13 protein-coding genes and 1 pseudogene are annotated in these 13,189 nt (G+C 45.1%); 10 read left to right on the top strand and 4 right to left on the bottom strand.

Going from position 1 to position 13,189, the window contains the following annotated elements:
* The first annotated feature begins 12 nt into the window (after positions 1–12).
* Both rlmA and FM037_RS16355 read left to right on the top strand, forming a co-directional pair.
* The gene (gene rlmA, locus FM037_RS16360) at positions 13–816 is read left to right on the top strand and encodes a 23S rRNA (guanine(745)-N(1))-methyltransferase (protein WP_185976843.1); all 804 of its coding nucleotides are present in this window, start codon (positions 13–15) and stop codon (positions 814–816) included.
* 300 nt (positions 817–1,116) lie between these two features.
* The gene (locus FM037_RS16355; protein WP_005501438.1) at positions 1,117–1,323 is read left to right on the top strand and encodes a cold-shock protein; all 207 of its coding nucleotides are present in this window, start codon (positions 1,117–1,119) and stop codon (positions 1,321–1,323) included.
* 302 nt (positions 1,324–1,625) lie between these two features.
* On the opposite strand, the gene FM037_RS16350 is transcribed toward FM037_RS16355, so the two are convergent.
* The 4 genes from FM037_RS16350 to FM037_RS16335 form a co-directional block, all read right to left on the bottom strand.
* Positions 1,626–2,525 (bottom strand): ABC transporter ATP-binding protein, encoded by a 900-nt coding sequence (locus tag FM037_RS16350; RefSeq protein WP_144046846.1) that lies wholly within the window; start codon positions 2,523–2,525, stop codon positions 1,626–1,628.
* A complete protein-coding gene (locus FM037_RS16345) occupies positions 2,522–3,364 on the bottom strand; it encodes an ABC transporter permease subunit (RefSeq protein WP_185976842.1) in 843 nt (280 codons plus the stop codon). The genes FM037_RS16350 and FM037_RS16345 overlap by 4 nt, the downstream gene beginning before the upstream one ends.
* 158 nt (positions 3,365–3,522) lie before the next feature.
* Positions 3,523–4,203, bottom strand: coding sequence for a YceH family protein (locus FM037_RS16340; protein ID WP_144046844.1), 681 nt, complete (start codon positions 4,201–4,203; stop codon positions 3,523–3,525).
* A 129-nt stretch (positions 4,204–4,332) separates the two neighbouring features.
* Positions 4,333–5,169, bottom strand: a complete 837-nt coding sequence (locus FM037_RS16335; protein ID WP_144046843.1) for a CvfB family protein — start codon at positions 5,167–5,169, stop codon at positions 4,333–4,335.
* A 341-nt stretch (positions 5,170–5,510) separates the two neighbouring features.
* Between FM037_RS16335 and speA the strand changes: the two genes are divergently transcribed.
* From speA to FM037_RS16290, 8 genes and pseudogenes are all read left to right on the top strand, one after another.
* Positions 5,511–7,424, top strand: coding sequence for a biosynthetic arginine decarboxylase (gene speA / locus FM037_RS16330; RefSeq protein ID WP_144046842.1), 1,914 nt, complete (start codon positions 5,511–5,513; stop codon positions 7,422–7,424).
* Positions 7,425–7,484: 60 nt separating this feature from the next.
* Positions 7,485–8,429, top strand: a complete 945-nt coding sequence (locus FM037_RS16325) for an adenosylmethionine decarboxylase (RefSeq protein WP_144046841.1) — start codon at positions 7,485–7,487, stop codon at positions 8,427–8,429.
* A gap of 24 nt (positions 8,430–8,453) precedes the next feature.
* Positions 8,454–9,389, top strand: coding sequence for an agmatinase (gene speB, locus FM037_RS16320; protein ID WP_144046840.1), 936 nt, complete (start codon positions 8,454–8,456; stop codon positions 9,387–9,389).
* A gap of 30 nt (positions 9,390–9,419) precedes the next feature.
* Positions 9,420–10,060, top strand: a pseudogene (gene pdxH / locus FM037_RS16315) (pyridoxamine 5'-phosphate oxidase).
* A 155-nt stretch (positions 10,061–10,215) separates the two neighbouring features.
* A complete protein-coding gene (locus tag FM037_RS16310; RefSeq protein WP_144046839.1) occupies positions 10,216–10,791 on the top strand; it encodes a YceI family protein in 576 nt (191 codons plus the stop codon).
* 116 nt (positions 10,792–10,907) lie between these two features.
* Positions 10,908–11,267, top strand: coding sequence for a DUF3802 family protein (locus FM037_RS16305; RefSeq protein WP_144046838.1), 360 nt, complete (start codon positions 10,908–10,910; stop codon positions 11,265–11,267).
* A gap of 531 nt (positions 11,268–11,798) precedes the next feature.
* Entirely contained in the window at positions 11,799–12,170 is a 372-nt protein-coding gene (locus tag FM037_RS16295) for a SpoIIAA family protein (protein WP_144046836.1), read from the top strand.
* Positions 12,171–12,276: 106 nt separating this feature from the next.
* On the top strand, positions 12,277–13,146 hold the full coding sequence (locus FM037_RS16290; RefSeq protein ID WP_144046835.1) for a putative ATP-dependent zinc protease: 870 nt from the start codon (positions 12,277–12,279) through the stop codon (positions 13,144–13,146).
* Positions 13,147–13,189 lie beyond the last annotated feature (43 nt).

The raw sequence follows: 13,189 nt of genomic DNA, 5'->3' as shown, positions 1-13,189 counted from the left end.
ATTGGATTAAAAATGAAATACGTTTGCCCCATCTGTAAAACCCCTTTGATGCTTCAACAGAAGACCTGGTCCTGCTCCAATAATCATAGATTTGATTGTGCTAAGGAGGGTTACGTCAACCTGTTGCCGGTACAGAACAAACATTCTAAAGATCCTGGCGACAATAAAGAGATGATGTTCGCTAGGAGAGAGTTTCTTAATCAAGGTCATTACCAACTGCTCAGTGACAGAGTGAATGCACTCGCCAAGCACCGTTGTCCGGGCGCCAAGCTGGGTTTGGATGTCGGCTGTGGGGAAGGCTATTATAGTCACCGTTTGTTTGATAGCTTGCCTGAGCTGGACCTGCAAGGGCTAGATATCTCTAAGTCAGCATTAAAATATGCGTCTAAGCGATACAAAGACATGAGTTTTTGCGTTGCCAGTGCATTTGAAATGCCATTTGAAAATGAACAGTTCGATTTCATGTTACGAATATACGCTCCTTCATTAGACGAGGAGCTGAGACGAGTCATTAAACTGGGCGGCACGCTCATTACGGTATCTGCTGGCAAGCATCATCACTTTGCCCTGAAAGAACTCATTTACGAGGCACCTAAACACCATATTAGTGAGAGTAGCTATATAGAGGGCTTCGAATTAGTGCATAGAGAAAATCTAGAGGCTGAGCTGGTGTTGAGCAATGAAGTGGATATCACTCATTTCCTTAATATGACCCCTTATAGCTGGAAGTTAACTCAGCAGCAGAAAGCCGACATGATTAGCCAAGGCCTCAAGTGTGAACTCGATTTTAAAATCGAAGTATTTAAAGCAATTTAATTTTTAAATTACAATGATCGATTAAAAAGTGACCAAGCGTTTGTTTTTAGTGTTTTTCCCCCATTTATTGCTAGCGCTAATTTGGACAAGCGACAGAAAATAAAGCGAAATTAGACTGACTTATTGTGTTTGATTGTTGACATAGGCTGAGAATGATTTATAGTGAACGCAGCTTGAAGGTTGGGCTTATTTTTATGTATCAATGCGATCCGTTCGTCCTGTTAACATAAGTAATACCGGCATTTTCCAGCTTACTGCCGTTTTGGCTTTATTTTTTTATTTAGTTACAGGATTTATATCATGTCTCAAGTTACTGGCGTTGTTAAGTGGTTCAACTCTGACAAAGGTTTTGGATTTATCGAGCAAGAGTCTGGTCCAGACGTCTTCGTTCACTTCCGTGCGATTCAGTCAGACGGTTTCAAAACTCTTGACGAAGGTCAGAAAGTTCAATTCACTGTGACTCAAGGTCAGAAAGGTCCACAAGCTGAAAACGTAACTATCGTTTAGGTTTGGACTTTCGATTAGCTTTTAGCTAATCCAAAAGAATTTGTAAGAGCTGCGATTTATCGCGGCTCTTTTTTTGCCTGCAATTTAGAAAATAATAATTTAACTCAAAGTGTTAGGCTTTCTGGAACTCTCATTCAGCATAGTGTTAGCGAGTTGACTAAGGGCCACTTCTGGCACCCAAACTCATCTTCATTTATACCTTTGAACAAGCCTCTCCTATAAACCTCATTCCTCTAAAGTTGTGGGTAAAAGAAGGGCGCCTCATGGGCGCCCTTGCTATTGATTGATATGATGGTATTAAGTTAAGAGAAGAGTTTGTCTTCCAGAGTACGTCCCTTGAGTATCGCCTTGTACCTCCAGCCGAGACTGGCGAATAGGGTAAAAAGCTGCACCTCTATATCTTTTACCTCACTGGCTGCGTAATGAATTAAAAATTCATTCTCCTGTTTAAGGGTCACCGAATTTATGCCTGTTAGCGCTTCAACTCGTGCAATTAACGCCTGATTGTCGCACTCCTGCATCGAAATCGTCAGGTACTCATCGAGTAAGTTCTCCTGCATAGAAACAGATTGGCCTAACTTTCCTTGATCTAAGTAGAGCACCTGATCGCAGAGTTTCTCTAACTCATCTAAGTTATGTGAGCTAATGACGAAGGTGATATTAGCTGAAAGGGACTTGACCAGCTCACGGACCACCTTGGCATTGACTGGGTCCAGTCCTGCCGTGGGCTCATCTAATAGCACCATCTGAGGTGAACCTATTAAGGCTTGAGCTATGGATGCACGCTTACTCATTCCATGGCTTAATGCCGTTGGCTTTTGCTCGACAACATCACTCAATCCCACCAGTGACAGGACACGCAGGCCCTCGGCCTTAGCCTGGTTCTTAGTCAATCCCTGCAGGGTGCCAAACAGGGTGAATTGGGTGATAAGGTTTAGGTTTGGATCCAGGCTGGCGTCTTGTGGTAAGGAGGAGACTCTGCCGAGTAATTTTCTGCTGCCGGGCTTCTCACCCATTATGGTCACTTTGCCGTGACTGGGTAGCAGGTATCCGCAAAGTAAGCTAAACAGGGTGGTCTTGCCCGCACCGTTCGGGCCTACGAGGGCGATTGGTGCCCCGGGTTTCAGCTCGAGTGTGACCGAATCCAATGCGAGTTTACTGCCGTAGGATTTACTGAGATTTTCACATTTAATCAGACTCATAGTGAACTCCTGATCATGTAACTTCTGCCTATGAAAAGTAACACGCCTGCTTGAATGAGAGGTATCGGGGCATAAATCAGGCTAGCGATCCCTTGGGTATTGATCATCATGCTTAGCTGAGCACCGGGTAATATCCAACTTAATAGTTCCCCAACCGCGGGCAGCTGACTATTGACGATAGCAATCACAATCGCACTCACGGCCCAGAATAAGATGGCGTAGATAGTGGCTTGTCTCGCGGAGTTAGCGTACAAGGAGAGCAGGGCCATCAAGGCCGTGTATGGCAGCAAGATGATGAAGATATTAATAAACACCATCAGGCCTGAGCCTAATGCGGGCAGTAACAGGCTGGACTCCCGTGACAGTGCCAGCAGTATCGTGGCCGCTACAGTTAACATTAATAGTAAAGATTGAATGAGCATGTGGCCGATGAAGCGACCGAAAAATAAACTGTCTCGCCCCGTCCTTAAGATCAAGAAGCGAAAGCTGCCTCTGCTTTTATCTGAGGCAAATTGATCGGCGGAGACAAAAATGCTGAACATGGGAAAGAGATACAGGGCCGCGACCCAAAATATCGCCATCTCAGCCACTTGCCACTGGAAGAGTTTATCGACCGAAGACTCGCCAAATATCCCGGCGATCAACTGCCTGAAATCCGCGCTCAGGAGAATATCCGAGGCGCCGCGAATGGGATAGAGTAAGATCAACATCCACACGAGTGTGAAGGCGATGAGGGCGATCAAGCCCTTAGGATTAAACAGTAACTTCTTTAATTCAAACTTGGCCAGTATGAGCGTATTGCGCACTAAGCCGGTATTTAGGTTAGGTTCCAAAATCATCCCTTATTATAGTTATCGAACACTGATACAGGCGTCAGATTATGAGTTGAGAAAATCCTGCATGTATTGCTATCGAAGATATACAGACGTCAGGTTATCATTGTCATATATGTGCTTGTATCTCGTTTAGTAACATGCTGTTTCATGTGGCAGCGCTATCAGTTGAGAAAATCCTGCAGTGCTTCTTTTAACTGAGCGACTTCCTGCTCGAGCGTGGTCACTCTTGCGACTAAATCGGCTTGAGCTAAGCTCTGGTCTTCAGTGGCAGATTCTGGGGCTGCGATTGAGCGAGCGCTTGTTGGCGTGAATGCCATATCAGATCCACTCGCTTGGGCCACCTCGTCTGAAAAAAGCCCGATAAAGCGTGAGTCTCGTCTCCCAGGCTCTCTGGCAAGTTGCTTGACTAAAGCCGGGTCGGTGAGGGTTAACGAGTGTAAGGTCTTATCGACTTCGCTGACATCGTTGAAAAGGTGTAAACGGCCACTTCGACTCTTCAACTCTCCCGGTGTCTGGGGCCCCCGTAACAGTAATAAGCAGATGATGGCGAATTGAGCCGAATTAAACTGTAGATCGCTAAACTCGGTGTTACAGAATCTATGCTTATACTTAACCACTCGCGAACCGAAGCCAGTTTGATCTGTCACTAGCCTGCGTTTCATCAGCGCATCGATACTGGCTTGAGTTTCGGCTTCCGTCATGGCAAGAACCGGATCTCGACTCGACTTTTGGTTACAGGCCATAGTGAGTGAATTGAGCGATAAGGGATATTGATCTGGGGTGGTGACTTCTTTCTCAAGTAGACAAGCGATCACTCTTGCTTCATGGAGCGTTAGATTCATTTCAGTAAACTCATAAAAAAGCATGACTTTGTTATAACAGAGTCATGCTTTTAATCAAAGAGCCAAGCAATAAGTTACTGGTTTTATGCACGATAACTAGACAATTATCGATGCTTAGGCCAGATGTAGCTAGTCTTCTACTATTCTAATGCCATCGGGCGCTATGGTGATCTGCTTATTCTTATACAGTCCACCTATGCTTTTCTTGAAGGCTTTCTTACTCATCGACATTTTGGCATAGATGGTTTCTGCATCAGTCTTATCATTGAGAGGCAGGAAGCCGCCAGCTTGGTTAAGTTTAAACATGATGGTAGTCGAATGTTTATCCAATTCGGATTTTACACCTTGTTGCAGGATAAGGTCTATTTTGTCATCGCTGCGTACTTGCTTGATGAAGCCCTTCAACCTTTGACCAAAACTCAGGGTACGAAACACCTCATTTTTGAAGATAACGCCCCAATGGCTGTGGTTGATGATAGCTTTATAACCAAGATCTGTGGTGCCACCTATGATCAGGTTAACCGCTTCATCTTTATCATATGGAGGCGGCGTTCTGTCGAGGAACTTATCGACTTTAGCCGAGGCGACAATGCGCTCATCGACGTTGCTGGTGTAGATATAGACTAAATAGGAGCGACCCACTTCAATCTCTCTGTGTTGTTCAGCGAAAGGAAGTAGCAGATCTTTATCTAGCCCCCAGTCGAGGAAGGCACCGTATTGACCGGTAGCAACAGCTTCTAAATAGGCAAACTGACCTACTTCAGCCAGTGGCTTCTTGGTGGTCGCAATGATGGCATCTTCTGAGTCCAGATAGAGAAAAACATCGACTTCATCACCGACATTACACTCTTTGGGGACCACCTTGCTAGGCAATAGTACTTGGCCTAGGTCGTGTGCATTGAGATAAACGCCAAAGTCGACTCGTTTTACGACTTCGAGGGTGCAAGATTTTCCTATTTGTATCATGTGACTCTCTGTTGCTTGGGGACTGCTTCGATGCTGGATTATAGTGGAAAAAGGATGAACAATCTTTAAGTGATTTTAATCTCTGGGGCTGATTTGTTTAAAAAGTCGACGTCGAGTGCGAATTCACCCCCAATCATGTTAATCTTGACGGGTTTTTTGACCTTAGATTTTTATATCTTATGCTTGCAATAGCATCGTCTGGGGTGTTTAATTACGCCCCATTTTTATGGTCTGGGTATCAGGTTTCATATTGAAGCCAGAGCCAGATTGTTCTATGGTTTGTGCTGGCACAGGCGTCGATATCGCCTTTGTTTTTGATTTCTTTTTTAGGTTTAACAATTATGAGTGATTGGTCTATTAATGATGCCCGCAACGGGTATAACGTTAATTATTGGAGTCAGGGACTCTATGGGATAAGCGACGCCGGAGAGGTCACCGTTTCTCCCGATCAAGCTAACCCGGAATTTACTATTGGCTTAAATGAGCTTGCCCAGGATATGGTCAAGTCTGGCGTGGCCCTTCCCGTATTGGTTCGTTTTCCGCAGATTTTGCATCATAGGGTCCACAGTCTCTGTCATGCGTTTAATCTGGCTATTCAGAAATACCAATATGAGTCAGACTACTTGCTGGTTTATCCGATTAAAGTGAACCAGCAACAAACGGTAGTAGAAGAGATCCTCGCCAGCCAGAAATCGAAAGAGGTGCCGCAACTCGGTCTGGAAGCCGGCAGTAAGCCTGAACTGATGGCGGTGCTGGCCATGGCTCAGAAAGCCAGTTCTGTGATTATCTGCAATGGTTATAAAGACATTGAATATATCCGCCTCGCGCTTATCGGCGAGAAATTAGGCCATAAGGTTTATATCGTACTCGAGAAGCTGTCGGAGCTAAAAAGCATACTCGAGGAAGCTAAAAAGCTAGGCGTGACTCCCAGACTGGGTTTACGTGTACGTCTGGCGTTTCAGGGCAAAGGTAAGTGGCAAGCCAGTGGCGGAGAGAAGTCAAAATTTGGTCTCTCAGCGGCCCAAGTTCTGACTGTGATTGAATCTCTCAAAGATGAACAAATGTTAGACTCCTTGCAGTTACTGCATTTTCACCTGGGATCGCAAATTGCTAACATCAGAGACATAAGGCAAGGGGTGAGCGAAGCCGGACGTTTCTATTGTGAGCTACAAAAGCTTGGCACCAATGTTAAATGTTTCGATGTCGGTGGTGGCTTAGCGGTCGATTACGATGGGACTCGTAGTCAAAGCAGCAATTCGATGAATTATGGTTTGACGGAATACGCCAACAATATTGTTAGCGTGTTGACCGATATCTGCAAAGAATATCAGCAACCTATGCCACAAATTATTTCAGAGTCTGGTCGATACCTCACGGCTCATCATGCGGTGCTTATCTCAGATGTGATCGGTACCGAAGCCTACAAGGCCGAAGTCATTGAAGCGCCCGACGAAGCCGCGCCTCAGCTGCTGCATAATATGTGGCAATCTTGGGTGGAGGTGAGTGGCCGTGCAGATCAACGGGCCTTAATAGAGATTTATCATGATTGCCAGAGTGATTTGGCCGAGGCTCACTCATTGTTTGCCTTAGGTCAGCTGTCTCTTATGCAGCGGGCCTGGGCGGAGCAAGTTAACTTAAGGGTGTGTCATGAACTTCAAGGCGTCATGAGCACTAAGTATCGTTTTCATCGGCCAATCATAGATGAGCTTAATGAAAAGTTAGCCGATAAGTTTTTTGTGAACTTTTCTCTGTTCCAGTCGCTACCCGATGCATGGGGCATAGATCAAGTCTTTCCGGTATTGCCGTTATCGGGCTTGGATAAAAAGCCAGAGCGACGCGCGGTGATGTTGGATATTACCTGTGACTCCGATGGCTCTATCGATCAGTATGTCGATGGCCAAGGCATAGAAACCACCTTGCCAGTTCCGGCCTGGAGTGCCGAGAGCCCCTATCTGATTGGCTTCTTCTTAGTGGGAGCCTATCAGGAGATCTTAGGGGATATGCATAATCTCTTCGGTGATACTAACTCAGCCGTGGTCCGGGTCGATGAGAATGGCCTGACTAATATCGAGTCTGTTTTAGCGGGCGATACGGTCGCGGATGTACTCAGGTATGTAAATTTAGATGCCGTGTCATTTATGCGTACCTATGAAGAGCTGGTTAACATGCATATAGAAGAATCTGAGCGAGCTAATATCCTGGAAGAGTTGCAGTTAGGCTTGAAAGGCTATACCTATCTGGAAGACTTTACTTAACTTGAAGGCCTCAACGAGCACTGATTTTGACAGTGATACTTGAGGCCAAGGTAACCCTATATGGTATTTGAAGGTTCTGAAAAGATCATCGAGCTGGGTGTGCAGCCTGGCTCGCCTTCATTAAGACGTCTTCCCTATGCCTTTTGGCAGACTCTGGTGACGAGTGCGGGCGCCGAAATCATCTCTTGTGTGAAAAATGACGCGTGCGATGCCTATATCCTCAGTGAATCCAGCCTGTTTGTGTGGGATGGACGGATCAGAATGCTGACTTGCGGCGCGACTCAGTTATCCAATGCACTGGTGCTGTTTATCGAAAGGCTAGGGGCCGAGTCGATCGCTTACGCGACGTATCAGAGAAAAAATGAGTATCTGCTGCAACCACAAATTCGCAGCTTCGATCAAGACCTTGCTTATATCACTCAGACCATACCTGGTAAGGGATACAGAATAGGCCATCTGGACAGTCATCATCATTATCTTTTTACCGCCAATGGCGAAGCGCATTCGGGTAAGTCACTGGCTACTGCTAAGCCTTTAGCCACCATTGAGCTATTGATGTATCACTTAAAAGGCCCTTTGGCTGAGTACTTTCGTTCCCCCCAACAGACTACTGAGGGGATCCGTGATGCCTTGCAGCTGAGTTCCATGTTTATTGATTTCGAATTTGATGACCACCTCTTTAGCCCATGTGGCTATTCTCTCAATGGCATTAAAGGAGATAGATATTTCACCCTGCACATTACCCCACAGGAACAGAGCTCCTATTGCAGTTTTGAGACTAATTTGACTGAAAAGGATCTACCGGCTGAAGTACTCGAGCACTTTTTAGTAAAATTACAGCCCGAGCGCTGGGACTTGATCTGTGTCGACCGGCCCTTGCTCGTCGCTAAACCGCGAGATAATACCAGCATCAACACCTGTTTAATTACTACTGATGGCGGCTATGATGTTAATTTTAAGCATGTTGATCAACAAGATGAATTGCTTTTTACCCAAGTTATATAAATATTTAGACCTGTTGGAGAGTGTATGACCACCATGATAGATAAACCTGATTACTCATTGTATTCCAATGCCTTTGGTTATCTAAGACAACCCCTGAATTTTAATCCCATTGCATCGGATGCCGATGTGGTGATCTTAGGCTTGCCGTTCGATATGGCAACCACAGGTCGCTCCGGTGGTCGTATGGGACCGGGTGCTATCAGGCAGGCATCGATTCATTTAGCCTGGGAAGAGACACGTTGGCCTTGGGATTTCAAACTCAAAGATCATCTTAATATCGTCGATGCCGGTGATCTTGTGTATGACTGTGGCGATTCGGCAGATTTCACCCGAAGAGTCGAAGACTTTGCAACGGCAATTCTCGATGCCGATAAGGGCTTGTTGAGTTTTGGCGGGGATCACTTTGTCACTCTGCCTCTGCTCAGAGCACATTTTAAAAAGCACGGTAAGATGGCACTACTGCATTTCGATGCACATACTGACACTTACAGCCAAGGCAGTAAGTACGATCATGGCACCATGTTTCACCATGCACCGAAAGAGGGGCTCATCTCAACCGAGCATTCGATTCAGGTCGGGATCAGAACCGAATATGATCGCGAATCACATGAGTTTCAGGTGATCGATGCCGCGACTGCTAATGATATGCAAGCCGATGATATCGTGGACCAGATAAAGGCGCGAGTTGGTGACATGCCCTTGTATGTGACATTCGATATCGATTGTTTAGATCCTGCATTCGCGCCAGGTACAGGCACTCCCGTGTGTGGCGGGTTAACAAGTGATAAGGCCATGAAAATTTTACGTGGCCTGCGCGGCATGAACCTGGTTGGCATGGATGTAGTCGAAGTGGCCCCAGCTTATGACTCGGCCGAGATCACGGCTCTGGCGGGAGCAACTCTGGGACTCGAGATGTTGCATTTGTGGGCGGATAAAAAAAGAAATACCCAGAAAAAATAGTGATTAATGACTTGTGTAGGGAAAGCAAAAATGTCGAAACTGAGTGATATCAGGCGTGAATATACCTTGGGCGGACTCAATGAAGAGGATCTTCCAAGCGATCCTATGGTCTTGTTCTCTAAATGGATGGAGCAGGCAAGGGACAGTGAATTGCTAAGCGACCCTACCGCCATGGTGGTTGCCACTGTCGATGCTGATGGACAGCCATTTCAAAGAATCGTGCTGCTTAAACGTTTCGACACCGGTGGCTTCGTATTTTTTACTAATTTAGCCAGCAGGAAATCACAGCATATCGCCGTTAACTCGAAAGTCAGCATCTTGTTCCCCTGGCATTCACTAGAGCGACAGGTCGCCATAACGGGCGAGGCGGAGGCGTTGTCGACAGCTGAGGTAATGAAATACTTTATCACTCGTCCCAAAGAGAGTCAGATCGCTGCCTGGGTCTCTAAGCAATCCAGTAAGATCTCAGCAAGGCAGGCGTTAGAAAGCAAGTACGCCGAGATGAAAGCCAAATTTAGCAAAGGTGAGGTGCCCTTACCTAAGTTTTGGGGAGGCTATATCGTTAAGCCTAGCAGCATTGAGTTTTGGCAGGGGGGGAGAAACGTCTTCATGACCGCTTCCTCTATACCAAAGAAGCGACCCGTTGGGACATCAGCAGGCTAGCGCCATAAAGACTCACACATATATGTTTAAGTAAAAAAATGGGAGTGGCGATGCCACTCTCATTTTTTTACTTTCTTTATCAGCATTTACTTATGTAAATTCATTTATATACTGTTACTAACCAATCATATTTTGATTATGACAATTAGTAGAGGGAGCAGGCATGAATAAGTTATTGATAGGGATCTTGTTATGTACCATAGGCGGGGCGGCATCGGCGACGCCTTGGATCGTCGACAGTAAAAATTCCAATGTGAATTTTATTTCGATAAAGAAAGTCAACGTGGCTGAGGTCCATCATTTTAACTCTTTCTCAGGTCAGTTGGATGACAGTGGTAAATTTGCGTTGACTATAGACTTGGCGAGTGTGTGGACCAATATTGAGATCCGTGATATTCGGATGAAAGAGCTGCTTTTTGAAGTGGGTGTGTATCCAAGGTTAGTATTGAGTTCAAATATCGACTTGTCTAAGCTTGCCGATATTCCTGTAGGCGGTACCAGTGTCATGGATATGTCTGCCGAATTATCAATGCACGGCAAGAAACAAATAATGCCTATTACGGTCACTATTGCAAAATTGTCAGATAATCAGCTCTTGGTTGTGAGTACAAAACCTGTGATAGTCAACGCGGCTAACTTTGATCTGACGCCAGGTATTGAGAAATTAAGAGAAGTTGCGGGCTTAACCTCAATAAGTCAGGCTGTACCCGTCTCATTTGTATTGAACTTAACCCGTTAAAGGCCTGATGTAACAAATTAGCTAACCTATGATGAAAACGGTTTAAAACTTCTATAGACTGGACAGTGAGCATGGCATCTACCATGCTCTAACTGAATAGGTGAATAGGGTTTAAGATGGTTACAGATAAAGATGGATATATGCATCTCATTCAGTACCTCACAGAGCATTTAGGTCTGTTTGAGGGGCAAGAGGTGGTTTCCGTGGTGGGAGATACCGTGATGGAACTATTCGAAGAGCAGTTATCGGCGCAAATCATCATGGTGTGTGGTCAAAATCCTTCTCTGAGTTTTGCTCAAAGAAATACGGTGATCCGTGAAATTGATGCGATAGTCTACGATCTCGAAGAGATCTTAGCCAATGTAGCCAAAAGAAATGCAACTCCTGAGCAGACGCTGTTTATCACCGAATTCTCTGGCTTGATCAAAAACCTGTTCGATCAAGAAATCTCTAAATTGGTGGAAGCACCGCAGTAACTATAGAGTCGCCGTAAATATTTGTCGCGCTAGCTATTCGTCGTACAAAATACTCTTTGTATCAAAATGATTGGTACGTTTATTTTTAGCTCGATTTTATATTTAGTTACAGTCTTTTACATCTCCATTCTTGTGGTCAATTCATTAGGCGCCTAATGTTATACCGATGGGTATAATACCTTCTAAACATTAGGACTCTCATTTGAACGGTTTCACTGGCTCTAGTCACAATCAGCATTTAGCTGTGTATCTGGCACTCTTGTTATTTTGGTGGGCGATTCACACTTTTAGTGCTAATGCGTTCGAGCTTGGATGGGGTTTTTTCCCATTAGTTGTGTCGCTTCCATTTGTTCCGTTTATACTTGTTTGGTTAGGTGTTCAATTTTCCCGGCATTTTAGGTGCTTTAAAACTGGTGCAAACTTAGGCAAGCATCTGATTCATTGTTTGTGTATTTTTAGCCTATTTAGTTTGTTTATTTTTCATTTTATCTACTGATAGTTCGTTGTTAACAGCTTTGCAAGGAGAGCATAATGTTAGAAATCTTGGATGGGTTTAATCACGATACCGTGGCGATAAAGGCCTCTGGTGTTGTCACTGGCGATGACTATGACAAGCGTTTGCTGCCTGCGATTGAAGGCAGACTTAAAGACCATGCGTCGATCAAACTTTGGTATGAGTTTGACGAAGGCTTCAAGGGCATCACGGTGGAAACATTATGGGATGATGCTATGTTAGGTTTTTTTCATTTGACTGACTTTTCCAGAGTCGTCATTATTACTGACAGTGATTGGGTCACTGGCATGGCGAAAGCTATGGCTTATATGATCCCCTGTCCGGTTAAGGTGTTCGATAAAAGTAGTAGCCATTTGGCTGAACAATGGATTGCAGATAACGAAAGTTAATCTCTCGCTTTGGTTAATGGATAACCACTTGAAATCGGGTCGGCTCTTGGGTCGGCCTTTTTACTGTTTAATTTCTATCTTTGATCTTTTGGAGTTGGTAAACATAATGCTGAAAAAAATAGGTTTATGTATGTTGTTACTCTCTACACCTGTGTTAGCACAAGATAAAACCATCATAGGTCCGACGGCACAAATGTCTGTGGTCGAGACTAAGCTCGCCTTTGAGGCCAGAATCGACACAGGGGCGGTAAATACTTCATTGAATGCCTTCGATCTGCAAGTGGAAGGTGGCAGTGCGAAGAAAATGAAAGATAATGTGGGCAAGATGCTGCATTTTACCACAGAGAATGCTTCTGGAGAGCGTCAAAGACTGTCGGCTCCAATAGTAAGAACATCGACCGTGAGTAATTCTCAGGGACGTGAGACTCGCTATATGGTCTGGCTCCACGTGGGCTTCGATGGCAAGGAACGTAAAGTGCTGGTTAATTTACGCGATAGAAGCCACATGGATTACAAATTACTCATTGGCCGCAGCTGGCTAAAGGGAAAATACCTAGTCGATGTGTCTGATAAGAAAGTGATAGGGCCTGTAGCACCTATCCATATCATTGAGACGGGCTTAATGTTTAAGACTCGTATCGACACAGGCGCTGTGGAAAATTCACTTCATGCGGTAGATTTGAAAGTCGACAATGGGGTCGATAACATGAACGAAAATATCGGTAAGATGCTCAGCTTTACCACGGAGAATGAGAAGGGTGTTTCTCATCGTGTGAAGGCCATGATTGTCGAGACATCGCTGATCCGTAACGCCCAGGGCAGTGAGATCCGCTATATGGTGGAGCTCAATGTTGGAGAGCCTGGTCAGGAATATAAGGTGAAAGTGAACCTCAGAGACAGAAGCAAAATGAGTTATAAGTTACTCATAGGACGAAACTGGCTCCAGGGTCATTACCTGGTGGACGTAGAGCGTTAATCAGCTGAGTGTTTATAGACGAGAGAGGCGTTCCCTCTCTCGT

The organism is Shewanella psychropiezotolerans, assembly GCF_007197555.1.
Lineage (GTDB): Bacteria > Pseudomonadota > Gammaproteobacteria > Enterobacterales > Shewanellaceae > Shewanella > Shewanella psychropiezotolerans.
The sequence above is the reverse complement of the archived record's forward strand: the minus strand, read 5'-3'. Positions and strand labels throughout refer to the sequence as shown.